Below are 25,904 nucleotides of genomic sequence, written 5' to 3' on the forward strand. Positions count from 1 at the left end.
CAGCGGCGTAGGCTGCGGCAAAGCCGACAAGGAGACAGGATGCCCCTCGCCCGAAGCGCGCCGGACGACCGCGCCACCTGGACCGCGGCCGACGTGCTGGCCGGCCACGACCTCGCCGGCACCAACGCGATCGTCACCGGCGCCTCCTCCGGCATCGGCGTCGAGATCGCCCGCGCGCTGGCGATGGCGGGCGCGGCAGTGACGCTCGCGGTGCGCGACGTGGCGGCGGGCGCCCGTGTCGCCGAGGAGATTGCGGCGGGCGGTGGCGTGACGCCAGACGTGGCGGAGATCGACCTGCTCTCGCTCGCCTCCGTCCGCGCCTTCGCCGCGCGCTGGGGCGACAGGCCGCTCAGGCTGCTCATCAACAATGCCGGGCTGATGGCGCCGCCGCTGACGCGCACCGCGGATGGCTTCGAGAGCCAGATGGCGGTCAATTACTTCGCGCCGTTCCTCTTGTCCGAGCTGCTGTTGCCGAACCTCAAGGCGGCGGCGCCCGCGCGCGTGGTGATGGTCTCGTCCGGATCGCACCACATGGCGACACTGCGGCTGGACGATCTCAATTACGAGCACCGCGCTTACGACAAGTTCGAGGCTTATGGTCATGCCAAGCTGTGCGCGAACCTGCTGGCGGTGGAATATAGCCGCCGCCACGCAGGCGAGGGCGTGACGATGATCGCGGTGACGCCGGGCGGCGTCTCGACCAATCTCGGCCGGCATGTGACGTTCGAGGATGCGGTGCGGCTCGGCTGGGTCAATCCCGACGGATCGTTGCCCCGGGGAAACATGAAGACGCTGGCGCAGGGCGCCGCCAGCCCGCTCTGGGCGGCGCTCGCGCCCGAGCTGGCGGCGTGCGGCGGCGCCTATGTCGAGGATTGCGCGGTGGCGCCGGTGTGGACCGCCGATCTGCCCGCGGGCTGGGGCGTCACCGCCGCCTCGCTGGACCGGAACGATGCGGCACGCCTGTGGACGGTGGCCGAGCAGATGATCGCGGAGAGCAAGCCATGAACAAGCCGCTGGGCAGTTTCACCGTCGCCAACGACAATATCGCGGGCGAGGCCGCGCGCTGGGAGGCGGAGACGCGCGGGCCGTTCGTCGCGGCCAATCCGGAGCGGCGCGATCCCTTCGTCACGCAGGCGCTGACCTGGCCGATCAAGCCGCTCTACACGCCCGCCGATCTCGACGCGGTCGGCTTCGATTACCTGACCGATCTCGGCTTCCCGGGCGAATATCCCTATACCCGCTCGACCAGGCCGAACGGCCACCGCTCGCAATTCTGGACGATGACGCAGGTGACCGGCTTCGGCAAAGGCCAGGCCTGGTCGAAGCGCGCGCGCTACATGCTCGATCAGGGTCTGTCGGGCCTGATCCTCGAATATGATCTGGCGACGACCAACGGCTATGACAGCGACGATCCCATCGTCGAAGGGGAGGTCGGCCGCGCGGGCATGGCGCTGGACAGTCTCGAGGATCTCGAGGCCGCGTTCGACCTGCCGTTCGACAAGCTGAAATATCTGATGAGCGTGTGCAACGCGCCGCAGCCGGTCAACCTCGCGATGATCATCGCCGCCTTGGAGAAGAAGGGCGTCGATCCGCGGGATTTCGTCCTGCACATCGTCAACGGCATCCTGATCGAATATACGTGCGTCGGCCGCTACATCTATCCGCCCGAGCATGGCCTGCGCATCGCGGTCGACTGCATCGAATATATCATCCGCAATCACCCGAACTGGGCGCCGCTGTCGATCATCTCGGCGCAGTTGCAGCCGGCCAAGGCCAATCCGGTGCAGGAGATTGCGTTCAGCCTCTCGATCGTCTGCGCCTATATCGACGCGACGCTGGAGCGCGGCTTCACCATCGATGAGATCGCGCCTTATCTCAATCACTTCGTCGTCAACGTCGACATGGATTTCTTTGAGGGCATCTGCAAGCTGCGCGCCTTCCGCAAATGCTGGGCCCGGCTGATGAAGGAGCGCTACGGCGCGACACGGCCTGAGGCGATGAAGATCCGGCTGATGACCTCGCCGACCACGATCGCGCTGACCCTGCAACAGCCGCTCAACAACATCGCCCGGCTCGGCATCATGGCGACGGCCTGCGCGCTGGGCGGTGCGGGCGACAATATGACGACGCCGCTGCACGACGAGGCGCACTCGCTGCCCGCGGAGGAGGCGATCCGCGTCGGCGCCGCCATCCAGCACATCGTCGCCTACGAAACCGGCGTCGCCGAGACGATCGATCCGCTCGCCGGCTCCTATTATGTCGAAACGCTGACCAAGCAGATGGAGGATGCCGCTTTCGCCGAGATGGACCGCATCTTCGAGATGGGCGGCGCGACCAAGGCGATCGAGCGCGGCTATTTCCAGCGCGCGCTCGGCCGCGAGCAATATGAGCGCAACAAGGACATCGAGGAGGGGCGCCGCAAGTGGATCGGCGTCAACCACCTGACGCTGCCCGAGAAGAAGCGCGAAATCGAGATCTTCCGGCTCGACGACACGATGGAGGAGGAACAGGTGGCCAAGCTGCAGGCGCTGCGCGCGCGGCGCGACCAGGCGGCGGTGGATGCGGCGGTGGAGCGGGTGCGCCAGGCCGCGCGCGACGGCAGCAACCTCGTGCCCGCCTGTCTCGATGCGGTGAAGGTCTATGCGACGCATGGCGAGCTGTGCAACGCGATGCGCGACGTGTTCGGCGTCCACGCGCCCGACAGCCAGCTGGCAGGAGTCTGACCGATGGAGGATCTGCCCGAACGCCCGCTCCGCGTGCTGCTGGCCAAGCTCGGCATGGATACGCACACCGTCGGCGTCACGATCATCGCGCATGCGCTGCGTGAGGCGGGAATGGAGGTGATCTTCACCGGCCTGAAGCAGACGCCCGAAATGGTCGCTGCCGCCGCGGTGCAGGAGGATGTCGACGTGGTCGGCATCTCCACCCTGTCTGCCGGCCACACGCGCAGCCTGCCGAAGCTCGCGCGGCTGCTGCGCGAGGCCGGGGCGGGGGACAAGCTGCTGCTGGCGGGCGGCGTGATCCCCGAGGAGGATCAGGCCTTCCTGACCGAGGCGGGCGTCCACAAGATCTTCACCATGGGCGCCGACACCCGCGACATCGTCACCTATCTGCGCGGCTGGTGGGCGGAGCGGCAGGCGGCTGAGGCGGCGTGAGCGATCTTGCCGCGGACGTGCTGGCCGGCAAGGTGGCGGCGGGCGCGCGCGCGATCCGCTGGCTCGATGATCGTGACCGTCGCGGCGCAGAATTGCTGCGCAGCATCTATGCACAAACCGGTCGCGCGCACATCATCGGCATCACCGGCCCGCCGGGGGCGGGCAAGTCGACGCTGACCGACATGCTGGTCGCGGAACTCCGGCGGCGGGACCGGCGCGTTGGCGTGATCGCGATCGATCCGTCTAGCCCGTTCACCGGCGGCGCGATCCTGGGGGACCGCGTGCGCATGGCACGCCACACGCTCGACCCGCACGTCTTCATCCGCTCGATCGGCACGCGCGGGCAGGCGGGCGGCCTCTCCCGCTCGACGCACGATGCGGCTCTGGTGCTCGACGCGATGGGCTATGACATCGTGCTGATCGAGACGGTGGGCGTCGGGCAGGACGAGATCGACGTCGTCAACCTTGCACACACGACGATCATCGTCGGCGTGCCGGGCCTGGGGGACGAGGTGCAGGCGGTGAAGGCGGGGCTGATGGAGGCGGGCGAGATCTTCGTCGTCAACAAGGCCGACCGCGACGGCTATGACGCGACGCACCGCCAGTTCGAGCTGATGCTGCACCTGCGCGCCAACAGCCGCCCAGACGACACGTGGGAGGCGCCGCTGTTGCGCGCCGTCGCCAATCGCGATGAGGGCGGCGGGGAGATCGTTGACGCGCTAGAGGCGCACCTTTCCCACCTCAAGTCCGGCGACGGCTTCGCCCGCCGCTCCGGCCGGCGCGAGCGCGAGCAGGTGGCCGGGCTGGTGCGCGAGCGGGCGGCGGCGGCGGTGCTGCGCAGCGCGGAGGCCAGGGCGCTGCTCGATGCGGTGGGTGCGCGGCAACTGGATCCCTATAGCGCGGCGGAGCAATTGCTGGCGCAGTGGCAGAGCGGAGGAGGGCAGGCGGCATGAGCAAGAGCATCTGCGTGATGGGCCACCGCCCAGGCACCGACCGCGCCTTCTTCCAGTGCTATTACGAGGCGAACCACGCGCCGCTCGGCCGCCAGCATTTCCCCTTCACCCGCTACGTCCGTAACCACCTGATCGACGGCGACGATCTGGCGTTCGACACCATCTCAGAATTCTGGGCGGACGATATCGCCGCTGCGGCAGGGCTGATGAACGGGCCGGTGGGGGACATCCTCCGCGCGGACGAGGAGAAGTTCGTCGACCGCCCGCAGATCGCGTCGGCCGGCGCGGACGAGCATGTCCTCTCCCCCGGCAGTCCCGGCGAGGCGCGCACCGCGACGCTGATCGCGCGGGGGCAAGGCGACGAGGCAGCGTTCCGCGAGGGCGTCTTGGCATGGGGCCGCACGCTCGCGGCGGAGATGCCGGCCGTGTCGCTCGATTTCGTCATCGCGTGGCGGGAGCCGGCCTTCCCCGCCGCCGCGGTCTTGTGGACCCCGCAGCCGCCGGGCGATGCGCCCGCGGGGCTTACCGTCCGCCACCTGCACGTCCGCCGCTGCGAGACGCCGCCGGAGCTGCTGCTGGGCAATGCGGCGGCGGGGTGAGGCCCCGCCGGCCGCACCCGCTCAGGCGAAGGTCGGCAGATTGTCCAGGTCGGGCGCCCACGCGACGCCGTTGATGTGCGCGCCGCCGTCGACGAACAAAGTGTTGCCCGTCAGGTAACGCGCATCCTCGCTGGCCAGGAACAGGGCGACGCCGCCGATATCGTCCGCCGGATCGCCCATCCGCCCCATCGGGTTCGCGCCCGAGGATGCTGCCGCGACCTCGGGCTGCAGCTTCTCGAACGTGCGGAACGCGGCCGATTTCGCCGCCGGGCAGATGATGTTGGCGCAGATGCCGTGCCGCGCCCATTCACGCGCGGCGCTGCGCGTGTAGCTGCGCAGCGCTTCCTTGCCGGCATTATATTCGGCGCTGCCCATGTGCGCATTGACGCCGTTGAGCGAGCAGATGTTGATGATCCGCCCCCAGTGGCGCGCGCGCATGTGCGGCATGGCGGCCTCCATCGACCATTTCGCCGCATAGAGGCAGACGCGCATCGCATCCTCGAAGATGTCGTCCGTCTTGTCCTCGATGCGGTGCAGGCCGCGGCCGCGATAGGCATTGTTGACCAGCACGTCGATCGCGCCGAACTTCTCCACCGTCGCCTCGACCGCGCCGATCACCTGATCGCGCTGCGAGACGTCGCACCGCACGAACTCGGCTGTGCCGCCCAGCTGCCGCAGCTGCTCGGTCGTCTCCCGGCCCTTTTCCTCGTTGAAGTCGGCGACGATCACCTTGCCGCCGGCCTGGGCGAAGCGGATCGCCATGCCTTGACCGACGCCGTCCGCCGCACCCGTGATGAGCGCCGCGCGCCCGTCCAGACTGCCCTGTGCCATGTCTTCTGCCCTCCCCTCGTTCGTTCGGTTCAGAAGTGGTCCGGCCGCATGATCGCGTCGGTGCCGCCGTCGTTGAAGATCACCTGCCCGACGAGATAATGGCCCTCGAAGCGCAGCAGATAGGCGATCAGCTCGGCAATCTCGTCCGCCTCGGCATAACCCTCGACGCCCATCGGGTTGGACAGCGCCATCAGGCGGATCATCTCGGGATCGTCGAACAGCGGCATCGTCATCGGCGTCTTGATCACGCCAGGCGCCACGCCGTTCAGCAGGATGTTGCGGCCGCCCCATTCCTTGCTGACAGCGGTGCGGCGGACCCACAGCGACAAAGCGCGCTTGGAGGTCATGTAGGCGGTCTGCTCCTGCGCCATCACGCCCTCGAGCGCCGCGGCCTCGTCGCCGGCGAGGCAGGACTGGATCACCGCCTCGTCATGCGGCAGCAGGGCGGCGGTGGAGCAGATCGCGACGGCGCGGGCGCGCGGCTTCTTCGCCATCAGCGGGTGCAGGCCGGTCAGCGTGGCGACCGCGCCGAAATAGTTGATCGCAATGGTCTCGCGCGGCAGGCCCTGCCCCGAAATGCCGGCGCCCGCCAGCACGCCGTCCAGCCCGTCGGGCGCCATCCGTGCCGCTTCCTCGGCCAGCTTGGCGCGTCCATCGGGAGTGCCCAGATCCACCTCGATATCGGCATTGCGCAGGTCGACGCCGATCACGCGCTCGCCATCCGCGCGGAGCCGCTCGGCGGTGGCGCGGCCGATTCCGGAGGCCGATCCGGTAAGCAGGAAAGTGCGCTGCATCTGTCGTCATCCCCTCTGTCGCGATACGCGTGTGGCGATCCGGCGAGCCTTGCAGGCCATGGACGAAGCACCCCGCGGCCCGATCTCCTACGCACTTTCCCATCGCAGCGGAAGAGTGGAGACGTGTTCGCGGGTGGGGCTAGAGCCGGCCGATGCTCCGCCGGTAATTGCCCGGCGACACACCCGATGCGCGGCGGAAGGCGGCGGCGAAGGCGGACGGGCTGGCGAAACGCAGCAGCGCCGCGATTTCGGCAATGTCGTGCGCGTCGCCCGCCAGCAGATCGCGTGCGCGGGCCATGCGCAAGGCCGCGACATGCTGCGCGATGGAGCGGCCGGTGCTCTGGCGAAAGGCGCGCATCGCATGCGCCGCGCTGATGCCGCACAGCCGCGCCAGATCGCTGATCGTGCAATCCCAATGGCCCGCCGCCAGATGATCGTCAATCCGGCGCAGCTGCCAGCCGGCAAGCCCGCCGACCGACGGCCGCTCCGCCCCGGCCAGCTCGCGCGCCAGCTCGGCCGCGACGACCAGCCCGAGCCCTTCGATCAGCGTGGCGCCGGCGAAACCGGGCGCCGCCACCTCCTGCGCCAGCCGCGCAAGGCTGGCGGCGATGCCGGGGCTGCGCACGTCGAGGCAGCGCGCCAGCAGCCCCGGCCCGCTCGGGCGCGGCAGGCCGGCGCGGATCGGCAGGCGGCAGTGCAGCATCCGCCGGGGCGGCGCGGCCTGCGCCTGGACGTGGAGCGGCAGATCGCCCGGCACCACCACGATCCGCCCCATCCGCGCATGGCCGCGCGTCCAGTCGCTCGCGAGGAAGCGGCCCTGCGACGCATTGGGCTGGGCCGAGAGGAACAGGCCGATGCTGGTGCGCGGATCGAGGTGGGTGCGGTCCACCGTATCGACCGCGGGATGCTCGGCCACGGCGGCCCACATCTCGCCCGCCGCCACCTCGCCGACGATGCGCCAGGCGGGCGTCGTCATCGCTTCGCCTCCGCAACCGCGCGGATTGTCGCCAGACGCGCAGGAACGTGGGCGCGGGGCTTGAGGCAGGCGCGGGAAGCGCGGAGACTGCCGCCAAAAGGAGAGCTGCGATGACGACGACAGGCAATCAGCTGCGCCTCGCTTCCACATGGCGCGATTTCTGCGCGAAGCTGGCGGAGGCGGGCGACGTTCTGCTGCGGGAAGAGGCGCCGGCCACCCCGCTCGATCAGGCGGAGGGCTTGCGCTATCTCAGCCGCCTGACGCGCACTGCGCTGAACATGCTGGTCGATTCCGCGGACCCCGATTTCCCGCGCATCTTCCTGCTGTGCGACGACAAGATCAAGATCGGCGCGGACAATCCCGACAATCTCTACCAGCAGATCGTCGTGCGCGGGGACCGGGATTACCGCATAACCGGCACGCGCGGCACCGTCCCCTATCTCTCGATCGGCAGCAAGGCGAACCGCTACGCCATTGACGGCACGATGGCGTCCACCGGCGAGATCGAGTTTGCCGACGTGGCGCTGGAGCCGGACGGCAGCTTCGAGATCCACGTCAGCCGCGAGAAGAAGCCCGGCAACTGGCTGCCTATGGCGGACGACACCACCCTGCTGATCATCCGCCAGACGTTCGAGGACAAGGCGACGCAGACGCCCGCGATCATGCAGGTCGAGCGGATCGGCGGACCGGCCGTGCCGGCGCTGCTGACGCCCGAGCAGATCGAGGCGCAGCTGATGGGCAGCGCGGCGTGGGTGAAGGGCACGGCCAACACCTTCGCCGACTGGTCCGAATGGTTCAAGACGACGCCCAACCGCATCTACGAAGGCAAGGAGCAGGAGACCTGGATCCGCGCCGGCGGCGATCCCAAGATCTGGTACGGCCACCTCTATTACAAGCTGGAGGAAGGCGAGGCGCTGGTGCTGGAGGTGACGCCGCCCAAGTGCCGCATGTGGAACTTCCAGATCGATAATTGGTGGATGGAATCGCTCGATCACGTCCACCAGAAGATCTGGGTGAACAACACGCAGGTGACGCTGGAGGAGGATGGCCGCGTCGTGCTGGTCTGCGCCGATGCCGATCCGGGCTATGGCAACTGGATCGACCTTGCCGGCCACCGCGAGGGCACCGGCCTGTGGCGCTGGATCGAGGCGGAGGACTTCCCCGTGCCGCAGGTGCGCGTGGTCAAGCTCTAGCCGGCGGGGCCGGGCAGGGGCGTGGGGCAAGCCACGCGCCTGCCGGCCCGTCAGAGCGCGGGATCGATCAGCACCTTGCATTGGGGCGATGCCGTGCGCAGCGATTCGAACATGGCGGGCAGCGCATCCAGCCCGACGGTGGCGGTGTGCAGCGGCGCGGGATCGACCTCGCGGCGGGCGATCGCGTCGATCACCGCGGCGAAATCCTGCTCGGTATAGGCCTGGCTGTAGAGGATCGTCACTTCCTTGCCGAGCGCGGTGAGCGGGACGAGGCGATCCTCCCCCATCACCACGCCGGCCACGACGACGCGGGCACGGATGCCGGCCAGCTCCACCGCCTGCGCCAGCATGCCGGGCAGGCCGACGCATTCGAACACCACGTCCGGCTGCTTGCCCGCAAGGCGGGGGAAGGCGGCGTCGACCGCCTCGGCGGCGGGATCGACGACGGCGGTCGCGCCCGCTTGCGCCACACGCTCGCGCCGGGCGGGGAAGGGTTCGCTCACCACGACATGCGCGGCGCCGGCGGCGCGGGCGAACAGCGCGACGGCCGCACCGATCGGCCCGCCGCCGAGGATCAGCACCGCCTCGCCCCGCCGCAGCCCGGCGCGCGCGACGGCATGGTGGCCGACCGCCAGCGGCTCGACCAATGCCCCCTCGTCGAAGCCGACACCCGCGGGCAGCTTCTGCACCATCGCGCCGCGCGCCGCGACGAACTGCGCGAAGCCGCCCGTCTTGTCGGGGGCATAGCCGGAGAAGGTGCCGCCCGGGCAAAGCGCGGGCAGGCCGGCGTCGCACGCATCACAGGCGCGGCAAGGGAAGATCGGCAGCGCGGTGACGCGGTCACCCGCCTTGAGCCCGCCGCCCACGTCGCGGCCGAGAGCCACGATGGTGCCGGCATATTCATGCCCCAGCACCAGCCCGCTTTCCGGCAGTGGCCGGTCGATCTGGGTGAAGTGCAGGTCCGACCCGCAGATGCCGGCCGCGGCGACGGCGAGGATCACCTCGTCCGCCGCCGGCACCGGATCGGCCACCGTCTCGATCGACAGCGGCCGCCCGGCCGCACGGAACACCGCGGCGCGCATCGTTAGTCGAGCAGGTGGCGCGCCTGCTCGGCGAGCTGCGGCGGCCGTTGCGTCTGGAGGAACTCGATCCGCGTATCGAGCGACTGGCGCGTCATCTCCGGCTGTGAATCCGCCCAGAACCTGCCCTCGGCCATCTTGCGGACGAATTCGGCGACGCCCTGGTCGAGATCCATGCCGTAGGCGGCCATCATCTCGCGCATCGCGGTCCGGTGGCGCTCCGACTTGCTCGGCTCATGGTTGGAGTCGGCCGCGTCGAAGATGCTCGTCTTCAGCATGCCCGGCAGGATGGACGAGACGTGGATCGGTGCGCCGGTACGCTCCAGCTCCAGATAGAGGCATTCGGTGAAGGACTGCACCGCATGCTTGCTCATGATGTAGGCGGTCTGCTCCGGCATCACGCCGAACGAACCGATCGAGCCGAGATTGCCGATCCACGCTTCCTCGCCCGCCTTCAGCATATAGGGGATGAAGGCGCGGCAGCCGTGGACGATGCCGTGGATGTTGATGTTCAGCGTGGCATCCCAGCGCGCGGCCGATATCTCCCACGTATTGCCGATCGTCTCGATGCCGGCATTGTTGATCAGCACGCGGCAGCCGCCATGCCGGTCGAACACGTGCGCGGCGAGGCGATCCAGCTCCTCCGCACGGGAGACGTCGACCACCATCGCCTCGGCCTTGCCGCCCTTGGCGCCGATCTCGCCCGCGACCGTCTCCGCTCGCTCGGCCGACACGTCCGTCACAATCACCGTCATGCCGAGCGCGGCGAAGCGGCGTGCGAAGCCCATGCCGATCCCCGCGCCCGCGCCGGTGACGACCGCCACGCCGCCGCCGAATTTTTCCTGCTCGATCGACATCAATCCCCCTGCTGCTTAGGGCCGATCAGGCCCATTCGACGATCGACAGGACGTGGCTCTGCCGATCGGGAAACACGTAGTCGAATTCGAGAAAGGTCGATTCCCCCAGCGTCCCGCTCGCCAGGATGTCCGTCTCGACGAAGGCCTGCACGCCGTTGCGGCCATAAGCGAAGCGATCGACCTTGCCGTAGATGGGCGAGGCATTCAGCCGCGCCTCGATCTCCGGATCGCTCTTCAGCGCGCGGTTATAGGTGATCTTCAGCCGGCCCTTCAGCTCGGGATCGCTGCGGTTCGCCTCCTCCAGCGCGAGGAAGCGCTCCTCCAGCTCCTCCAGGCTCTCCAGCAGCGTGCCGATATGGAAGCTGTATTCGGGATCGCGGGCGAGATGGCCGCGCATCTCGCCAACCGCGGGATGCTCGTCCGCGGTGCCGATCTTCAGCGCATCGCGGACGGCGGCGACGAGCTTGCGCTGCGCCTCGGGCACGACCGAGAGATAGATGATCCCGTCGCCGCGGCCCTGATGGCGCGGATCGACGACGAAGCGGTAGAAGTGCGCGCCATCGGGCAGCGTCAGATCCTGCGTCTCGACGAAACCCAGCATCGTCAGCAGCCGCGCGGCGAGCGGGCCCTGCTCGGGCGTCTGATAATGCAGCGCGACATGGCCGAGCGAGCGGGCGGCCGCGCTTTGCGTATCCTGGAGTGCAGTTGCCATGCATTCCCCTCCATTATCGGCCGCATCAGCCACAATCTGCGTCGTGCCGGTTACGTCACTCTTACGCCGCGCGCGGGGCTTCCGCAACGGCGCGCGCGTCCGATCCCGGAAGCGCGGAACCGGCCTTCAAAGCAGCGAGACGGGCACGCCGGGCAGGTTCTCGTGATAATAGCCCGCCGCCCAGCCGCCATCGACCGCCAGCTCCGCCGCCGAGATGTAGGAGGCGTCGTCCGAGCAGAGGAACAGGCTGGCAGCCGCAATCTCCTCCGGCTCGCCGATGCGCTGGAGCGGCACGCGGCGGTGGCCGTAATCCAGCTGAGCCTGCGTCTGATCCCCGGTCGGGTTGACCATCGGCGTGTTGACGCCGCCCGGATGCACCGAATTGACGCGCACGCCGTGCGGCCCCAGCTCCAGCGCCGCCGTCTTGGTCATGCCGCGCACCGCCCACTTGCTGGCGGAATAGAGGCCGAGCGCATTGGCACCGCGGAAGCCGTCGATCGAGGCGATGTTGACGATCGAACCGCGCCGTGCCGCCCGCATCGCGCCGCCGACATGCTTGATCCCGAGGAACACGCCCTTGGTGTTGATGCCGAACACGCGGTCGAACTCGGCCTCCTCCGCATGGACCAGCTCGCCGAAGCTCAGCACGCCGGCATTGGCGACGAGCGCGTCGATGCGCCCGTGCGCGGCGAGCATGTCGGCGACGAGCGCCTGCCAGCCCGCCTCGTCCGTCACGTTGAGACGATGGAAGCGCGCGGCCTCGCCCAGCTCGGCGGCGAGGGCATTGCCCTCCGCCTCCAGCATGTCGGCGATCACCACGATCGCGCCCTCGCGCACGAACAGCCGCGCGGTGGCGGCGCCCATGCCGCGCGCGCCGCCGGTGATGATCGCTACCTTGCCTGCCAGCCGTGCCATCGCATCCTCGCTCCCGTTTGCCGCGGCGTAGCGGCGGTCCATCTTCCGGGCAAGCGGAGCGGCGCGTATTCGGCTTGACGACATGCTGCGCGACCGGGCACCAACCCCGCCCAAGGAGCGCGCATATGCGCAACGCGGGGGAGAGGCACGTGACGGAACAGACGGGCTGGGGATCATGCCGGCGGCTGGTCGGCAAGGTGGCGGTCGTGGCGGGGGCGAGCACCGGCATCGGCCGCGCGACCGCGCTTCGTCTCGCCAGCGAAGGCGCGCAGGTGATCGCCGGATCGCCCGCGGGCGAAAAGGCGCAGATCGACAGCCTGATCGGCGAGATCATCGCGCAGGGCGGGACGGCGCAGGGCGCCTCGTTCGACGCGACGGACGATGCCTCGCTCGCCGCCCTGGTCGATCTGGCGGTCGGCACCTATGGCGGCATCGACGTGTTCCACGCCAATTTCGCCGATCTGCGCGTGATCTTCGAGGATAGCGACGCCGCCACCGTCACCGACGACGTGCTCGATCGCACGCTGGAGGTCAATCTGAAGGGCATGGTCCGCGCGACGCGCCACGCCATCCCCAAGCTGCTGGAGCGCGGCGGCGGGGCGATGATCTACACCTCTTCCTCCGCCTCGATCGTGGGCGAGCCGGTGCGCCCCTGCTACGCCATCGCCAAGGCGGGGGTGAATGCGCTCGTCCGCCACGTCGCCTCGCGCTGGGGGCGCGAGGGGGTCCGCGCCAACGCGGTGATGCCGGGCCTCGTCGTGACGCCGGAGAAGCGCGAGACGATGCCGAGCGACCTGCAGCAGCAGGTGCTCGCCTCCGGCCGCTCGACGCGCCTCGGCGAGGTGGAGGACATCGCCGCGATGGTGGCGATGCTCGCGTCCAGGGACGGCGAGTGGATCAATGGCCAGTCCATCGCGGTTGACGGCGGATCGACGGTCAGCTGAGCAGGCTGGCGCGTCAGGAAGAACAAGCGAGCGGGAGACAAGGGATGCGGTTCCACTGCGGCGAGAGCATGACCGCGATCGACACTTACGTGCCGCTGGCGCAGGCGATCGAGAAAATGGGCTATGCCGGCTTCGTCGTGCCCGACAGCCTGATCTACCCGCAGGCATCCGATCAGGAATATCTCTACACCAAGGATGGCGGGCGCGAATTTCTCGAGAACAAGCCGTTCATCGAAAGCTTCATCCTCGCCACGATGATCCTGACCGCGACGACGAAGCTGGAGGTGACGAGCAACGTCATCAAGCTGCCGGTGCGCCAGCCGCTTTATTCGGCGAAGCTCGCCACCTCCGTTGCCGCGATGAGCGGCAATCGCTTCAACTTCGGCGTGGGCCTGAGCGTGTGGCCGGAGGATTATGTCGCGATGGGCGTCGATTTCGCCAAGCGCGGCAAGCGGCTGGACGAATGTATCGAGATCGTCCGCGGCCTCTCCAAGGGCGGCTATTTCGAATATCATGGCGAATTCTACGATCTGCCCGCGGCGAAGCTGAACCCGGTGCCGACCGCGCCATTGCCCATCCTGATCGGCGGCCATGCCGATCTCGCGCTGAAGCGCGCGGCGCATAATGACGGCTTCATGTATGCCGGCGGCGGCGCGGGCCAGCTGGCGCCGCTGCTCGAGAAGATCGCCGCCTTCCGGGCGGAGGCGGGCACCACCGACCGGCCGTTCCGCATCTTCGCCACCGAGATCAGCGGCGAGGGCGGCATCACCATCGATACGGTGCGGCGGATGGAGGATCTGGGCGTCACCGACATGCCGGTGATCTTCCGCAACGTCTATGCGGTGGAGGAGGATCGCCAGCCGCTGCAGGACAAGATTGACGCGCACGCCCGCTTCGCCGACGAGGTGATCGCCAAGGTGTGAGCGCCGGGGCTGCGGGCGTCGGCGGGCCCGCGGCTCAGTGCCGGTATGCGCCCAGGAAATCGAGCATCGCGCGGTTGAACACGTCCGGGCATTCCTGCTGCACGAAGTGGCCGGCGCCCGCGACCTCGATCAGCCGCTTGAGCCCGGGCACCCGCTTCACCATGCGCGCGCGCCAATCGGGGAAGAAGCCGAAGGACGGATCGAGCGCGCCGTGGATGAACAATGTGGGCGTGTGCACGTCCGCATCCGCCCACTCGGCACCGATCCGCCAATTGTCGTCCGCCGCGCGGTAGGAGGCGAGGCCGCCGATCAGCACGCGTGCGGGATCGGGGTGCGCGAAATCGGCGACATAGCGGTCGAACTCCGCCTCGCTCAGCCAGGCCCACGGCAGCGGCGGGGCAGGGGGCAGCGCCTGGAGATAGCCCGCCTGCTCGTCGGTCGTGCCGGTCCAGCTCCACAGATCGCCGGCCGCGCTCAGCGCGTGATAGTCGCGGCGGAGGAATTCGGCGAGTTGCGGCGCCAGCTCCGCCTCGGCCGGGCCGACCGCCTGGAAATAATGCAGGTGGACGAAATGCTGCGCCGCCATCGCAGCGAACCGCTCGCTCGGCAGGTCGTCGGGCGAGGCGCAATCGGGCGCGACCGGATCGCCCGGGCTCTTGCGCGGCGCACCGCCCAGCATCGCGCGGCCGCACAGGTCGTAATCGTAGGGGATGGTGGTGATCAGCGCGCGCACCCGCTCGGGCGAACGCACCGCGAGGTTCCAGGCATGCTGCGCGCCGAAATCCTGCCCGATGACGAGGGCGCTGGCGGCGCCATAATGGTCGATCACGCCGAGCAGCTGCGCGCGCGCCGCCTCCGACGTGTAGAGCGCCTGATCGAGCGGCCGGTCGCTCCGGCCATAGCCGAGGCAGTCCACCGCGACGGCGCGGTATCCGGCCGCGGCGAGCGGGCCGAGCTGGTGCCGCCACGCATAAGAGGAGCCGGGGAAGCCGTGGATCAGCAGCACCAGCGGCGCATCGACCCGGTCCATGCCCGCGGTCAGCGCGTGCAGCGTGACGCCTGCGGTGTCGATCCAGACGTGCCCCGCATCCGCCATGCCTACCGCTCCCGAAGCGCCGTCCGCAGCACCTTGCCGCCCGCATTGCGCGGCAGCTCGTCGACGAACTCGATGCTGCGCGGCGCCTTGTAATTGGCCATGTTCTCACGGCTCCAGGCGATGATCCCGGCGGCGTCCGCATGCGTGCCGGGGCGCAGCACGACGAACGCCTTGCCGACCTCGCCCATCCGCTCGTCCGGCACGCCGATGACGGCGGCCAGCTCGATCGCCGGATGCGCGGCGAGCAGCTTCTCGATCTCGGCCGGGTAGCAGTTGAACCCGCCGGAGATGAACATGTCCTTCTTGCGGTCGGTGATGCGGAGATAGCCGTCCGCGTCGATCGAGCCGACGTCGCCGGTGTGCAGCCAGCCGTCGGCGTCGATCGCCTCGCCGGTGGCCTCCGGATTCTCGAAATAGCCGATCATCCGCCCGCGCCCGCGGACCAGGATCTCGCCCGTCTCGCCGGCGGCGACCGGCCGGCCCGCCCCGTCGACGCAGGTCATCTCGACGCCCGGCAGCGCATAGCCGCAGGTGTTGGCGACCGTCTCGGGCGAGTCCGTCTTGCCCGTCATCGCGATGGCGCCGAACTCGGTCATGCCATAGCCGTTGACGACATTCTCCATGCCAAGCTCACGCCGCATCCGCTCGACCAACACGGGCGGGACGGGGGCGGCGCCGGTGACGGCGACGCGCATGGAGGAGAAATCGCGCTTCTCGCCCGCCAGCCCCTGCAGCAGCGACTGGTAGATGGTCGGCGGGCCTGGGATGAAGCTGACGCGCTCCGTCTCGATCAGGCGCGCCATCTCGTTCACGTCGAACACCGCCATCGGCAGCATGGTGACGCCGAGCGCGAGGCAGGCGACCCAGCCGGCCTTGTAGCCGAAGGTGTGGAAGAAGGGGTTGGCGATCAGGTAACGATCGCTCTCCTGCAGATCGACGCGCTCCGCCCAGGCGCGGAACAGCGGCACGACATTGCCGTGGCTGTGCAGCACGCCCTTGGGGCTGCCGGTCGTGCCGCTGGTGAACATGATGTCGCTCAGATCGTCGGGCGCGACGGCGGCTTCGGCCGCGTCCACCGCGGGATCGTCCGCGCCCTTGCCGGAGGCGATGAAGGCGGCCCAGCCGTCCGCGCCCTCGCCGTCGATCCGGACGATGCCGGCGAGATCGGGCAGGTCCTCCCCCGCGATCATCGTCGGATAGTCGAACCCCATGAACCGCTCGGTGCAGACGAGCAGCTTGGCATAGGAGCGGCGCAGGATGTCGCCCGCCTCCATCCCCTTCATGCGCGTGTTGAGCGGCGTGATCGCCGCGCCCGCAATGTGCGCGCCAAGGCCCGCCAGAATCCACTCGCGCCGGTTGGGCGCCCAGATGGCGACCACGTCGCCCTTGCCGATGCCGCGGGCAAGATAGGCCGAGGCGACAGCACGCGCATCGCGATACAGCTCGGCGAATGTCCAGCTCTCGCCGCCCTCGATCAGCGCGACCTTGTCGGGCAGGCGCGCGGCGGTGGCGCGGGCGGCGCCGGGGATGGTGTCGACGGTGGTCATGCGCCGCGCGGCTCACGCGGCAGGCCGAGCGCACGTTCGGCGATCAGGTTGCGCTGGATCTGGTCGGTGCCGGCGTAGATCGTGTCCGACCGGCTCATCAGATACATGGTCGGCAGCGGCGGCATCCGCTCCTCGTTGGCGCCGATCTCGCCCGCTTGGCCCAGCACGTCCATCGCCAGCTCGCCCAACGCCTTGTGCCACTGCGACCAATAGAGCTTGTAGGTATAGGCCGCGCCCGACAGGGTGCCGCCCGCCGCCGCCTCGTCCTCCGCCAGCATGCGCAGGGCGTTGTAGCGCATGATCTTCAGGCCGGCATGCGCCTTGGCGATCTTCTGGCGGGTGATCGGATCCTGCGCCATGCCGTTGGCCTTGGCCGCCTCGACGATCTCGTCCAGCTCGTTCCTGAAGTGCATCTGCTGGGCGAGCGTGGAGACGCCGCGCTCGAAGCCGAGCAGCGCCATCGCCACCTTCCAGCCATCACCCTCCGCGCCGACGCGGTCCTCCGCTCTGGCGACGGCATTGTCGAAGAACACTTCGGCAAATTCCGCCTCGCCCGTCATCTGGCGGATCGGGCGGGGATCGACGCCGGGCTGGTCCATCTCGACGAGCAGGAAGGACAGGCCCTTGGGGCCGACGCTGCCGGGCGTGGTGCGCGCGACGACGAAGCACCAGTCGGCGATCATGCCCATCGACGTCCAGATCTTCTGACCGTCGATCAGGTAGCGGTCCCCCTCGAGCCGTGCCTTCGTCTTGACGTTGGCGAGGTCCGATCCCGCGCCCGGCTCCGAATAGCCCTGGCACCAGATCGCCTCTCCACCCGCGATCGCCGGCAGGAAGCGCGCCTTCTGTTCCTCGGTGCCGAGCGCCAGCAGCGTCGGGCCGATCAGCTCGACGCCGAGGTGGCCGACGCGGGGCGGCCCCTTGGCGCGGGCATATTCCTCCGCGAAGATCACCTGCTCGGCGATCGACGCACCGCGGCCGCCCCACTGCTCGGGCCAGCCGACGACGCTCCACCGGGCGGCGCCCATCGCCTGCTCCCAGGCGCGGCGTTCCTCGACATTGTCGACCTGGTTGGTCTGCCCGCGAACGCCCCGGAACGGGCCGGAGAGCTGCGTCTCCAGCCAGTCGGCGGCTTCCTCGCGGAACGCCTTCAGTTCCGGGGCGAAAGCGAGCTGCATGATTCAGGCGACCTCGAACAGGCCGGCGGCACCCATGCCGCCCGCGATGCACATGGAGACGACGACATATTTCACGCCGCGCTTCTTCCCCTCGATCAGCGCATGGCCGACCATGCGGCTGCCCGTCATGCCGAAGGGGTGGCCGATGGCGATGCCGCCGCCGTTCACGTTCAGCTTGTCGGGATCGATGTCGAGGAAGCGCTGGCAATAGATTGCCTGGCTGGCGAACGCCTCGTTGATCTCCCACAGGCCGACATCCTGCATCGAGATGCCGGCGCGCTTCAGCAGCTTGGGAATGGCGTAGATCGGGCCGATGCCCATCTCCTCGGCCTTGCAGCCCGCCACCTGGAAGCCGCGATACACGCCGAGGACGGGCAGCCCCTCCTTCTGGGCGGTGGCGAGATCCATCACCACCTGCGCCGACGCGCCGTCCGACAGCTGCGAGGCATTGCCCGCCGTCACGTGGCGGCCTTCCTTGATGACGAGACCGTCCTTGAACACGGGCTTCAGCGTCGCCAGCCGCTCATAGGTGGTGTCGCCGCGCACGCCCTCGTCGCGGTCGAGCGTCACCTCTTCCTTGCCCGTCTCATTGCCTTCCTTGTCGAACAGCGCCTTTTGAACGGTGATCGGCACGATCTCCTCGGCATAGGCGCCGTTGGCCTGGCCGGCGGCGGCACGCTGCTGGCTCAACGCAGCGAAGCGGTCCTGATCCTCGCGGCTGACGCCGTAGCGCTCCGCCACGATTTCCGCCGTCTCGATCATCGCCATGTAGGCGTGCGGATCGTGCTGCTTCACGAATTCGGAGCGGTTGCGAAAGGTGGGTGCATGCTTGTTGAGGGTGAGCGAGATGCTCTCCATGCCGCCGGCCACCGCGACGTCGATCTCGTCCGCGACGATGCCGCGGGCGGCCAGCGCGATGGCGGTCAGCCCTGAGCCGCACTTGCGATCGAGCGTGAAGCCCGCCGTCTCGTCCGGCACGACCGAGACGTGGCTGGTCAGCCGGCCGAGATTGTAGCTCTGCGTGTTCCAGTGGTTGCCGACACCCAGATAGATGTCGTCCACCCGCGCCGGATCGATCCCTGCGCGCTGGATCGCCTGATCCACGACGAAGCCCGAGAGGACGGGCGCCTCGGTGTCGTTGAACGCGCCCCGATAGGCTTTGCCGACGCCCGTGCGGGCGGTGGAGACGATGGCTGCTTCGCGCATGAAATGGTCCTTCAGAAACCGTGCATGTTGATCTGGCCCCAATAGGCCTTCATCTCGATCACATGGTCATTGTCGTCGAACTTGAAAGTATCGATCACGTCGATGCGCTTGTCCGAACCTTCATAATGTAGGTTCACCGAGAAGGGGAAAACCGCATAGTCGCCCGCCACGCGGATCGGCCCTTCCAGCTTCAGCTTCGCACCCGTCTTCATCGACTCGGTATAGAAAGCGCGGATCGCCTCGCGGCCATGATGCTGCGGCGTGCCGATCGGATCCTCGCACGTGGCGTTTTCGGCATAGAGCGCGGCGACCGCATCGGGATCGCCGGCATCGAAAGCGGCGATGTAGGCGTGGACGGCGGCGATCATCTTCTCAGGGTTCGGCATCGGCATTACTCCGGGAAGAAGCGGTTGATCGTGTCGACGACGCAGGCGGGCTTGTCCTTGCCCTCGATCTCGACGGTGACGCGGATGACGCACTGGATGGCGCCGCCCTTCACTTCCTCGGCCGAGACGATCTCGCCAAGCCCGCGGATGCGCGATCCGACCAGCACGGGATTGAGGAAGCGCGTCTTGTCCATGCCGACGTTCACGCCCGCGGAGAAGCGGCGCACCTCGATCATCTGCGGCATGAACAGGTTGACGAGGCTGAGCGTCAGATAGCCATGCGCGATGGTGGCGCCGAACGGGCCGTCCTTGGCGCGCACCGGATCGACATGGATCCACTGATGATCGCCGGTGCAGTCGGCAAAGGCATCGATGCGCGCCTGCTCGATCGTCAGCCAGTCGCTCGGCTCGAGCGCCATGCCTTCCTTGCCGAGCAGGTCGCGCGGAGATTCGAAGATCGTCGCCACCGGCGTCAGGCCCGCTGGCTGGAGACGGAGACGATCTCGCCCGTCATGTAGGAGGACAGGTCGGAGGCCAGGAACATCATCACGTTGGCGATCTCCCACACCTCGGCGGGACGGCCGAACGCTTCCTTCTCGACCAGCTTGTCCAGCGCCTCCTGCGTCGTCACCTTGGCGAGGAAGGGGTGCATGGCGAGGCTGGGCGAGACGGCGTTGATGCGGACGTTGTGCTCCGCTGCCTCCAGCGCCGAGCAGCGGGTGAAGGCCATCACGCCAGCCTTCGCCGCGGCATAATGCGCCTGGCCCTTCTGCGCGCGCCAGCCGAGCACGGAGGCGTTGTTCACCATCACGCCCGATTTCGCCGCATACATGGCGGGCAGGAAGGCGCGCGTCATGCGGAACAGACTGGTCAGCGTCACGTCCAGCACGCGGCTCCACTGGTCGTCCGTCATTTCGACGACGGACACCTCGCCGCCGAGGCCCGCATTGTTGATCAGCACGTCGACGCGGCCGAGTTCGCTGAGCGCCGCATCGCGCAGGCCCTGCACCGCGGCCTCGCTGGTCACGTCGCAGACGAACGTGGCGGGGCGCTTGCCCACCGTCTCGGCGATGCGGTCGGCCGCCTCGCCCAGGCGGCGCTCATGGAAGTCGCTGATCAGCACGGTCGCGCCTTCCTCGGCGGCGCGCTGCGCGGCGGAGAAGCCGATGCCGGTGCCGGCAGCGGCGGTCACCACCACCGTCTTGCCGTTCAGCAGGCCGCGCGGCTGCGGGTAAGCGGGCACGGGCGAGGTGACGGTCATGCATTCTCCTGCAGGATGATCCGCGCCAGCGCCTCGCGGTGCCGCTCGGGCGTGCCGAGCCAGCTGGAGGACGCGCGGGCGCGCTTGAAATAAAGATGGGCGTGATGTTCCCAGGTGAAGCCGATGCCGCCGTGCAGCTGGATCGCCTCGCCCGAGCAGTGACGGTAGCAATCCGCCGCCCAGGCCTGCGCGACGTGACATGCCTCCGCCAGCTCCAGCCCGTCCTCGTCGATCGCCGCCGCGGCATAGAGCGCGGCGGAACGCGATCCCTCGATCAGCACCATCATGTCGGCCAGCATGTGCTTGTAGGCCTGGAACGAGCCGATCGCCCGGCCGAACTGCACGCGCTGGCGCGAATATTCGACCGTCGCATCGAGGCAGAATTGCGCACCGCCCGTCTGCTCCGCGGCGAGCAGGCCGGCACCCACAGTCAGCACCCGCTCGATCGCCGCCCGTGCGCCGCCGGGAGCCCCGAGCACCGCGTCGGCCGGCACGTCGCAGTCGAAGGTCACCCGGGCGAAGCGGCGCGTGCGGTCCAGCGTCGGCAGCGGCTCGACCGTGAGGCCGGGCGTTCCCGCAGACAGCACGACAAGGCTGTCGTCGGCTGTCGCGATGACGAACAGGTCGGCAACGTGGGCGAAGGTGACGAAGGTCGCCTCACCCGTCAGCCGGCCGTCGGCCAGGGTCGGCCGCGCCGCGGTGCCGGCGAAGCTCGCCCTCACCGCGCCGCTTGCCAGCTTCGGCAGCAGGTCCGCCTGCTGCGCCTCGCTGCCGGCGGCCAGCACCGCCTGCACGGCCAGCACTGCCGTCTCGAAGAAGGGCACCGCCGCCAGCGTGCGCCCCGTCTCCTCCAGCACCAGCGCCATCTCGACCGCGCCGAGGCCCGATCCGCCATGCGCCTCGGGCACCATCAGGCCGGCAAAGCCCATCTCGCCGGCAAGGCTGGCCCAGAGGCTCGCGTCGAAGCCCGTCTCGCTCTCCACCGCGGCGCGCTGCGCATCGGCGCCCGCCGCATCGGTGAGGAAGGTGCGCGCGCTTTCCTGGATGAAGCGCTGATCTTCGGTGAGCGCGAAGTCCATGCCTCAGCCCGCGCCGTAGACCGACTTGGCCGGCTCGCGCGTCTCGATCAGCCGGCGAACGATGGGATCCAGCTCGCTCGCCTCGAAGCGTGCGCCCTTTTCGTGCGCAGGGCTGTCCGTCCAGCCCTGCGACAGGAAGATGGTGCCGCCCTTCAGCTCGAACACCTGGCCGGTCACGCCCTTGGACTGGGCGGAGACGAGATAGGCGACCAGCGGCGCCATGTTCTCGGGCGCGAACACGTCGAACTCGCCTTCCTTCGCGTCCATGTCGAACGCCCCGGTCGAGGTCATCCGGGTGCGGGCATTGGGGGCGAGCGCGTTGGCGGTGATGCCGAGCCGCGCCAGCTCCGCCGCCTGCACCAGCGTCAGCGAGGCGATACCGCCCTTGGCGGTCGAATAGGCCGACTGGCCGATCGAGCCCTGAAGCCCTGCGCCCGACGTCGTGTTGATGATGCGCGCATCGACCGGACGGCCCGCCTTGCTCTCCGCACGCCAATATTCGGCGGCGTGGCGGCTTGTGCAGAAATGGCCGCGCAGATGGACGCGGATCACCGCATCCCATTCCTCCGGGCTGCAGGTGAAGAACATGCGGTCGCGCACGAAGCCGGCATTGTTCACCACCGCGTCCAGCCGGCCGAAGGTGGAGACGGCGAGATCGACCATGCGCTTGCCCGCATCCCAATCCGCCACGTCGTCGGTGTTGGCGACCGCTTCGCCGCCCATGGCGCGGATCTCGTCGACTACCTGTTCGGCGGCGCCCTTGGTGGCGCCCGCCTCACCGTGCGTGCCGACGCCGAGATCGTTCACCACCAGCTTCGCGCCCTCGGCGGCGAGGCCCAGCGCATAGGCCTTGCCGAGGCCGTTGCCGGCCCCGGTCACGATCGCCACGCGCCCTTCGCAAATCCCCACGCTTGTTCTTCCTCTCAGCTTTGCGCCGGCGGCTGGATCAGCAGATGCTGCGTCAGATCGCCGTGCAGATCGAACATGCTGTAATCGCGCGTGGCGAAGCGCCACGTCCCGTCCACCTTCTCGAACCCGTCATGGTAGCGGCCCGCGCCGATCACCTGTAGCGGCACGCCGGGCGCCGCCTGGAGCACGGTGTAATAGGACCGGCAGGTCGCCCGCTCGCCGCCGTCGTCGATCTCGACGATCGGGTTGGTGATGACGTGCTTGGTCCGCGGCGTGCCGCAGGGATGCAGCTTCACGTTGGCGCGCCACAGCGCCAGCATCGCGTCCGCCCCGTGCAGCGTCGTGCCGCCGCCCATCTTGATCGTCGCATGCGCGAACAGGCCGGCGACGCCCGTCAGGTCGCCCAGATCCATCAGCTCCGCATAGCGATAGAGCAGGTTGGTGATGTGGACCGCGTCGCTCATCCTTGTGCCTCCGCCGCGCGCCGCTCGCGCTCCGCCGCCTGCGCGCCGGACAAGCGCACCGCCACCGCCTGCGAGGTGGAGCGCGGACGATCCGGCTGCACTGCGGCGAGCGGCGCCACCTCCACCATGTCGGTCAGCGCGCCGCGGGCGAGCCGCTGATATTCGCCGTCGCCGTCATTCTTCCACGTCACCTGATGCGGCTCGAAGCTGCGGACGACTTTGGCGGGATTGCCCGCGACGAGGCTGCGCGGCGGCGTTTCGGTGTTGGACTTCACCAGCGCCAGCGCGGCAACGAGGTTTTCCGCGCCGATCACCGCATCGTCGAGCACCACCGCATTCATGCCGACCAGCGCATTCTCGCCGATCTCGCAGCCATGGATGATGGCGCCGTGCGCGATGGTGGCGCCGCGGCGGATGATCGTGTCGCGCAGCGCATTGGCATGCACCGTCACACTATCCTGGATGCTGCTGTCGCCTTCCACCACGATCCGGCCGAAATCGCCGCGCAGCGACGCACCCGGCGCGATGAAGCAGCCCGGGCCGACGATCACGTCGCCGATCAGCGAGGCGAGCGGGTGGACGTAGCTGGTGGGATCCACCACCGGCACCATCCCCTGATAGGCGTAGCAGGGCACGGCGGCGGCCTCAGAGCCGCTCGATGATGGTGACGTTGGCCTGGCCGCCGCCCTCGCACATCGTCTGCAGGCCGTAACGCCCGCCGGTCCGCTCCAGCGCGCCGAGCAGGTTCGTCATCAGCCGGACGCCCGTCGCGCCGATCGGGTGGCCGAGCGCAATGCCGCCGCCATGGACGTTCATCTTCTCATGCGGGACGCCGAGATCCTTCATCCAGGCGAGCGGCACGCTGGCGAATGCCTCGTTGCACTCGAACAGGTCGATGTCGTCGACCGACATGCCCGCTTTCTGCAGGGCATATTGCGTCGCCGGGATCGGCGCGGTCAGCATCCAGATCGGGTTGGCGGCGCGCACCGAAATGTAGTGGATGCGCGCCCGCGGCTTAAGGCCATGCGCCTTCACCGCGGCTTCGCTGGCGATCAGCATCGCGGCGGAGGCATCGCAATTCTGGCTGGCGACGCCGGCGGTGATGACCCCGCCCTCACGCACCGGCTTCAGCGCGGCGAGACCTTCGAGCGTGGTGTTCGGCCGCACCGTCTCATCAGTGGAAAGGCCGCCCACCGGTGCGATGTCCTTGGCGAACCAGCCATTGTCGATCGCCGTCTGCGCGCGCTGGTGCGAGGCGAGGCTGAACCGCTCCATCGTCTCGCGATCGATGCCCCACTTCTCGGCGATCATCTCGGCGGACTTGATCTGGTTGATCTCCTCCGTGCCGTAGCGCGCGTCCCAGCCCTCGGCCCCGATGAACGGGCTGGAGAAGCCATATTGCTCGCCCGCATACATGGCGGCCGAGATCGGGATGGCGTTCATCGACTGGCTGCCGCCCGCGACGACCAGATCCTGCGTCCCGCTCATCACGCCCTGCGCGGCGAAGTGGATCGCCTGCTGCGACGATCCGCACTGGCGATCGATCGTCGTGCCGGGCACCTCCTCGGGCATGCCGGCGACCAGCCATGCGGTGCGGCCGATGTCACCCGCCTGCGGCCCGATCGTGTCGCAGCAGCCCCACACGACATCGTCGACCTGCGCCGGATCGATGCCGGTGCGCGCGATCAGCGCCTTGATCGGGTGCGCGGCGAGATCGGCCGGATGGATGGCGGCAAGGCTGCCCCTCTTGCGCCCGGTGGGCGAGCGAACGGAATCGATGATGTAGGCGTCGGGCATCAGGCGGCTTTCTGGTCGGACGTGCGGGCAAACAGCGTGTCGGGCCCGGTCGGGCTGCCGAACATCCGCTCGGCGATGCGCGCGCGGTGGAAGGCGGGATCGCCCCAGGTGAAGGTGAGGCCGAGCGCGCGCTTCAGGAAGAAGTGGACGTCCACCTCCCACGAATAGCCCATCGCGCCATGCACCTGGATGGACGCGCGCGCCGCCTGGTCAGCCGCCTCAAGCGCGACGAGCTTGGCGTGGCTGACGCGTGCGCGGGAATGCACGTCCTGCGCGCCGATCTCGGCGGCGGCGGCCTGCACGACGGGGCGGGCGAACTCGACCGCCACCTGCGCGGAGGCGAGATGGTGCTTCACCGCCTGATAGCTGCCGATCGGCTTGCCGAATTGCGTCCGATCCTTGGCATAATCGACCGCGAGATCGATCGAGCGCTGCGCGAGGCCGAGCCCCTGCGCCGCGGCGAACAGGGCCCCGCGGTCGAGCGCCAGCGCCCAGGCGGCGGGATCGGCGTCGATCCGCGTGCCGGCCGGTGGCATGCCGTCGATGCGGAACAGGCGGCGGAACGGGTCGATGCTCTCCTGCCGGACGAGCGTGACGGAGGCGGGATCGACGATGTGCGCCGCGCCGTCATGGTGCAGGATGATCGCCGCGGCGGTATCCGCATCGGCGACGAACGGGTTGAGCGGATGCTGGATCGCAATGGTGGCGGCCGGGTCCGCCAGCAGCGGATGATCGGGCGCGATCGCCGCGAGCATCGGCGCGGCGACGCCCGCACTCTCCACCAGCGGCTCGGGCAGGCCGGCATAGCCCGCCGCCTCGGCGATGGGGGCGAAATCGATCTCGGTCAGGCCGATGCCGCCCGCCGCCTCGGGCAGCAGGACGAGCGTCAGCCCCGTCTCGACGATCGCCGCCCAGCGATCCGCATCACGCGCCTCGCCCTTGTCCATCTGCGCGCGCAGGTGGGCCGGCGTGCAGGTGTCGGCGAGCAGCGTCTTCGCCGTGTCGGCGAACATCTTCTGTTCTTCGGAGAAGGTGAAATCCATGAGGCTA

28 protein-coding genes are annotated in these 25,904 nt (G+C 69.0%); 8 read left to right on the forward strand and 20 right to left on the reverse strand.

Annotation, left to right across the window (positions count from 1 at the left end; genetic code table 11):
- The first annotated feature begins 39 nt into the window (after positions 1–39).
- From BM360_RS08995 to BM360_RS09015, 5 genes are read left to right on the forward strand one after another with little or no spacing between them, the layout of a single operon-like run.
- Positions 40–1,005, forward strand: coding sequence for an SDR family NAD(P)-dependent oxidoreductase (locus tag BM360_RS08995; protein WP_093313444.1), 966 nt, complete (start codon positions 40–42; stop codon positions 1,003–1,005).
- Positions 1,002–2,723, forward strand: coding sequence for a methylmalonyl-CoA mutase family protein (locus BM360_RS09000; RefSeq protein ID WP_093313445.1), 1,722 nt, complete (start codon positions 1,002–1,004; stop codon positions 2,721–2,723). Before BM360_RS08995 ends, BM360_RS09000 begins: the two co-directional genes overlap by 4 nt.
- Before the next feature lie 3 nt (positions 2,724–2,726).
- On the forward strand, positions 2,727–3,155 hold the full coding sequence (locus BM360_RS09005) for a cobalamin B12-binding domain-containing protein (RefSeq protein WP_093313446.1): 429 nt from the start codon (positions 2,727–2,729) through the stop codon (positions 3,153–3,155).
- Positions 3,152–4,108: a methylmalonyl Co-A mutase-associated GTPase MeaB gene (gene meaB / locus BM360_RS09010; protein ID WP_093313447.1), complete on the forward strand. Its 957-nt coding sequence runs from the start codon at positions 3,152–3,154 to the stop codon at positions 4,106–4,108. The genes BM360_RS09005 and meaB overlap by 4 nt, the downstream gene beginning before the upstream one ends.
- Positions 4,105–4,707, forward strand: coding sequence for an EthD domain-containing protein (locus BM360_RS09015; protein ID WP_093313448.1), 603 nt, complete (start codon positions 4,105–4,107; stop codon positions 4,705–4,707). Before meaB ends, BM360_RS09015 begins: the two co-directional genes overlap by 4 nt.
- A gap of 21 nt (positions 4,708–4,728) precedes the next feature.
- Here BM360_RS09015 and BM360_RS09020 read toward each other — a convergent pair whose 3' ends face one another.
- The 3 genes from BM360_RS09020 to BM360_RS09030 all read right to left on the reverse strand — a co-directional run bounded on the left by BM360_RS09020 (position 4,729) and on the right by BM360_RS09030 (position 7,308).
- Positions 4,729–5,538 (reverse strand): SDR family NAD(P)-dependent oxidoreductase, encoded by an 810-nt coding sequence (locus tag BM360_RS09020; RefSeq protein WP_093313449.1) that lies wholly within the window; start codon positions 5,536–5,538, stop codon positions 4,729–4,731.
- 29 nt (positions 5,539–5,567) lie between these two features.
- A complete protein-coding gene (locus BM360_RS09025; RefSeq protein WP_093313450.1) occupies positions 5,568–6,332 on the reverse strand; it encodes an SDR family oxidoreductase in 765 nt (254 codons plus the stop codon).
- Between the two features lie 139 nt (positions 6,333–6,471).
- On the reverse strand, positions 6,472–7,308 hold the full coding sequence (locus BM360_RS09030) for a helix-turn-helix transcriptional regulator (RefSeq protein ID WP_093313451.1): 837 nt from the start codon (positions 7,306–7,308) through the stop codon (positions 6,472–6,474).
- Between the two features lie 110 nt (positions 7,309–7,418).
- On the opposite strand from BM360_RS09030, the gene BM360_RS09035 reads away from it, so the two are divergent.
- On the forward strand, positions 7,419–8,501 hold the full coding sequence (locus BM360_RS09035; protein WP_093313452.1) for a DUF1214 domain-containing protein: 1,083 nt from the start codon (positions 7,419–7,421) through the stop codon (positions 8,499–8,501).
- Between the two features lie 50 nt (positions 8,502–8,551).
- Here BM360_RS09035 and BM360_RS09040 read toward each other — a convergent pair whose 3' ends face one another.
- The 4 genes from BM360_RS09040 to BM360_RS09055 all read right to left on the reverse strand — a co-directional run bounded on the left by BM360_RS09040 (position 8,552) and on the right by BM360_RS09055 (position 12,106).
- A complete protein-coding gene (locus tag BM360_RS09040; RefSeq protein WP_242653381.1) occupies positions 8,552–9,571 on the reverse strand; it encodes an alcohol dehydrogenase catalytic domain-containing protein in 1,020 nt (339 codons plus the stop codon).
- Between the two features lie 14 nt (positions 9,572–9,585).
- Complete coding sequence (locus tag BM360_RS09045) at positions 9,586–10,437, reverse strand: SDR family NAD(P)-dependent oxidoreductase (protein ID WP_093313454.1); 852 nt, start codon at positions 10,435–10,437, stop codon at positions 9,586–9,588.
- Between the two features lie 25 nt (positions 10,438–10,462).
- Positions 10,463–11,149, reverse strand: coding sequence for a hypothetical protein (locus tag BM360_RS09050; RefSeq protein WP_093313455.1), 687 nt, complete (start codon positions 11,147–11,149; stop codon positions 10,463–10,465).
- 126 nt (positions 11,150–11,275) lie between these two features.
- Positions 11,276–12,106, reverse strand: coding sequence for a glucose 1-dehydrogenase (locus tag BM360_RS09055; protein ID WP_242653383.1), 831 nt, complete (start codon positions 12,104–12,106; stop codon positions 11,276–11,278).
- A 107-nt stretch (positions 12,107–12,213) separates the two neighbouring features.
- Between BM360_RS09055 and BM360_RS09060 the strand changes: the two genes are divergently transcribed.
- Together BM360_RS09060 and BM360_RS09065 are read left to right on the forward strand one after the other, a co-directional pair.
- On the forward strand, positions 12,214–13,008 hold the full coding sequence (locus BM360_RS09060; protein ID WP_242653384.1) for an SDR family NAD(P)-dependent oxidoreductase: 795 nt from the start codon (positions 12,214–12,216) through the stop codon (positions 13,006–13,008).
- Positions 13,009–13,052: 44 nt separating this feature from the next.
- Positions 13,053–13,931, forward strand: a complete 879-nt coding sequence (locus BM360_RS09065; RefSeq protein ID WP_093313457.1) for an LLM class flavin-dependent oxidoreductase — start codon at positions 13,053–13,055, stop codon at positions 13,929–13,931.
- 34 nt (positions 13,932–13,965) lie between these two features.
- Here BM360_RS09065 and BM360_RS09070 read toward each other — a convergent pair whose 3' ends face one another.
- From BM360_RS09070 to BM360_RS09130, 13 genes are read right to left on the reverse strand one after another with little or no spacing between them, the layout of a single operon-like run.
- A complete protein-coding gene (locus BM360_RS09070; protein ID WP_093313458.1) occupies positions 13,966–15,027 on the reverse strand; it encodes an alpha/beta fold hydrolase in 1,062 nt (353 codons plus the stop codon).
- 2 nt (positions 15,028–15,029) lie between these two features.
- Positions 15,030–16,574, reverse strand: coding sequence for a FadD3 family acyl-CoA ligase (locus BM360_RS09075; protein WP_093313459.1), 1,545 nt, complete (start codon positions 16,572–16,574; stop codon positions 15,030–15,032).
- Positions 16,571–17,752 (reverse strand): acyl-CoA dehydrogenase family protein, encoded by a 1,182-nt coding sequence (locus BM360_RS09080; RefSeq protein WP_093313460.1) that lies wholly within the window; start codon positions 17,750–17,752, stop codon positions 16,571–16,573. Before BM360_RS09080 ends, BM360_RS09075 begins: the two co-directional genes overlap by 4 nt.
- Positions 17,753–17,755: 3 nt before the next feature.
- Positions 17,756–18,958, reverse strand: coding sequence for a thiolase family protein (locus tag BM360_RS09085; protein WP_093313461.1), 1,203 nt, complete (start codon positions 18,956–18,958; stop codon positions 17,756–17,758).
- Positions 18,959–18,969: 11 nt separating this feature from the next.
- Positions 18,970–19,344, reverse strand: coding sequence for a steroid Delta-isomerase (locus BM360_RS09090; protein WP_093313964.1), 375 nt, complete (start codon positions 19,342–19,344; stop codon positions 18,970–18,972).
- A 5-nt stretch (positions 19,345–19,349) separates the two neighbouring features.
- The gene (locus BM360_RS09095) at positions 19,350–19,811 is read right to left on the reverse strand and encodes a MaoC family dehydratase (protein ID WP_278247408.1); all 462 of its coding nucleotides are present in this window, start codon (positions 19,809–19,811) and stop codon (positions 19,350–19,352) included.
- Between the two features lie 5 nt (positions 19,812–19,816).
- Positions 19,817–20,605 carry an SDR family oxidoreductase gene (locus tag BM360_RS09100; RefSeq protein WP_093313463.1) on the reverse strand — a complete coding sequence of 263 codons (789 nt, stop codon included), beginning with the start codon at positions 20,603–20,605 and terminating at the stop codon, positions 19,817–19,819.
- Positions 20,602–21,684 carry an acyl-CoA dehydrogenase family protein gene (locus BM360_RS09105; protein WP_093313464.1) on the reverse strand — a complete coding sequence of 361 codons (1,083 nt, stop codon included), beginning with the start codon at positions 21,682–21,684 and terminating at the stop codon, positions 20,602–20,604. The genes BM360_RS09100 and BM360_RS09105 overlap by 4 nt, the downstream gene beginning before the upstream one ends.
- Positions 21,685–21,687: 3 nt before the next feature.
- Positions 21,688–22,593 carry an SDR family oxidoreductase gene (locus BM360_RS09110; protein WP_093313466.1) on the reverse strand — a complete coding sequence of 302 codons (906 nt, stop codon included), beginning with the start codon at positions 22,591–22,593 and terminating at the stop codon, positions 21,688–21,690.
- Positions 22,594–22,607: 14 nt separating this feature from the next.
- Positions 22,608–23,057, reverse strand: coding sequence for a nuclear transport factor 2 family protein (locus BM360_RS09115; protein WP_093313468.1), 450 nt, complete (start codon positions 23,055–23,057; stop codon positions 22,608–22,610).
- The gene (locus tag BM360_RS09120; RefSeq protein WP_093313470.1) at positions 23,054–23,692 is read right to left on the reverse strand and encodes an LbetaH domain-containing protein; all 639 of its coding nucleotides are present in this window, start codon (positions 23,690–23,692) and stop codon (positions 23,054–23,056) included. The genes BM360_RS09115 and BM360_RS09120 overlap by 4 nt, the downstream gene beginning before the upstream one ends.
- Before the next feature lie 10 nt (positions 23,693–23,702).
- Positions 23,703–24,854 carry an acetyl-CoA C-acetyltransferase gene (locus BM360_RS09125; RefSeq protein ID WP_093313472.1) on the reverse strand — a complete coding sequence of 384 codons (1,152 nt, stop codon included), beginning with the start codon at positions 24,852–24,854 and terminating at the stop codon, positions 23,703–23,705.
- Positions 24,854–25,897 (reverse strand): acyl-CoA dehydrogenase family protein, encoded by a 1,044-nt coding sequence (locus tag BM360_RS09130; RefSeq protein ID WP_093313474.1) that lies wholly within the window; start codon positions 25,895–25,897, stop codon positions 24,854–24,856. The genes BM360_RS09125 and BM360_RS09130 overlap by 1 nt, the downstream gene beginning before the upstream one ends.
- Positions 25,898–25,904: the final 7 nt, after the last annotated feature.

Source organism: Sphingomonas jatrophae, assembly GCF_900113315.1.
Taxonomy (GTDB): Bacteria; Pseudomonadota; Alphaproteobacteria; order Sphingomonadales; family Sphingomonadaceae; genus Sphingomonas_P; species Sphingomonas_P jatrophae.

What these genes read in the sequence shown, in the direction of transcription:
- BM360_RS09015 (WP_093313448.1), top strand. Translation starts at nt 4,105, where the DNA reads ATGAGCAAGAGCATCTGCGTGATGGGCCACCGCCCAGGCACCGACCGC.
- BM360_RS09090 (WP_093313964.1), bottom strand. Translation starts at nt 19,344, where the DNA reads ATGCCGAACCCTGAGAAGATGATCGCCGCCGTCCACGCCTACATCGCC.
- BM360_RS09030 (WP_093313451.1), bottom strand. Translation starts at nt 7,308, where the DNA reads ATGACGACGCCCGCCTGGCGCATCGTCGGCGAGGTGGCGGCGGGCGAG.
- BM360_RS09080 (WP_093313460.1), bottom strand. Translation starts at nt 17,752, where the DNA reads ATGCAGCTCGCTTTCGCCCCGGAACTGAAGGCGTTCCGCGAGGAAGCC.
- BM360_RS09045 (WP_093313454.1), bottom strand. Translation starts at nt 10,437, where the DNA reads ATGTCGATCGAGCAGGAAAAATTCGGCGGCGGCGTGGCGGTCGTCACC.
- BM360_RS09125 (WP_093313472.1), bottom strand. Translation starts at nt 24,854, where the DNA reads ATGCCCGACGCCTACATCATCGATTCCGTTCGCTCGCCCACCGGGCGC.
- BM360_RS09065 (WP_093313457.1), top strand. Translation starts at nt 13,053, where the DNA reads ATGCGGTTCCACTGCGGCGAGAGCATGACCGCGATCGACACTTACGTG.
- BM360_RS09100 (WP_093313463.1), bottom strand. Translation starts at nt 20,605, where the DNA reads ATGACCGTCACCTCGCCCGTGCCCGCTTACCCGCAGCCGCGCGGCCTG.
- BM360_RS09085 (WP_093313461.1), bottom strand. Translation starts at nt 18,958, where the DNA reads ATGCGCGAAGCAGCCATCGTCTCCACCGCCCGCACGGGCGTCGGCAAA.
- BM360_RS09000 (WP_093313445.1), top strand. Translation starts at nt 1,002, where the DNA reads ATGAACAAGCCGCTGGGCAGTTTCACCGTCGCCAACGACAATATCGCG.
- BM360_RS09105 (WP_093313464.1), bottom strand. Translation starts at nt 21,684, where the DNA reads ATGGACTTCGCGCTCACCGAAGATCAGCGCTTCATCCAGGAAAGCGCG.
- BM360_RS09115 (WP_093313468.1), bottom strand. Translation starts at nt 23,057, where the DNA reads ATGAGCGACGCGGTCCACATCACCAACCTGCTCTATCGCTATGCGGAG.
- BM360_RS08995 (WP_093313444.1), top strand. Translation starts at nt 40, where the DNA reads ATGCCCCTCGCCCGAAGCGCGCCGGACGACCGCGCCACCTGGACCGCG.
- BM360_RS09005 (WP_093313446.1), top strand. Translation starts at nt 2,727, where the DNA reads ATGGAGGATCTGCCCGAACGCCCGCTCCGCGTGCTGCTGGCCAAGCTC.
- BM360_RS09130 (WP_093313474.1), bottom strand. Translation starts at nt 25,897, where the DNA reads ATGGATTTCACCTTCTCCGAAGAACAGAAGATGTTCGCCGACACGGCG.
- BM360_RS09035 (WP_093313452.1), top strand. Translation starts at nt 7,419, where the DNA reads ATGACGACGACAGGCAATCAGCTGCGCCTCGCTTCCACATGGCGCGAT.
- BM360_RS09075 (WP_093313459.1), bottom strand. Translation starts at nt 16,574, where the DNA reads ATGACCACCGTCGACACCATCCCCGGCGCCGCCCGCGCCACCGCCGCG.
- BM360_RS09050 (WP_093313455.1), bottom strand. Translation starts at nt 11,149, where the DNA reads ATGGCAACTGCACTCCAGGATACGCAAAGCGCGGCCGCCCGCTCGCTC.
- BM360_RS09055 (WP_242653383.1), bottom strand. Translation starts at nt 12,106, where the DNA reads ATGGACCGCCGCTACGCCGCGGCAAACGGGAGCGAGGATGCGATGGCA.
- BM360_RS09025 (WP_093313450.1), bottom strand. Translation starts at nt 6,332, where the DNA reads ATGCAGCGCACTTTCCTGCTTACCGGATCGGCCTCCGGAATCGGCCGC.
- BM360_RS09070 (WP_093313458.1), bottom strand. Translation starts at nt 15,027, where the DNA reads ATGGCGGATGCGGGGCACGTCTGGATCGACACCGCAGGCGTCACGCTG.
- BM360_RS09020 (WP_093313449.1), bottom strand. Translation starts at nt 5,538, where the DNA reads ATGGCACAGGGCAGTCTGGACGGGCGCGCGGCGCTCATCACGGGTGCG.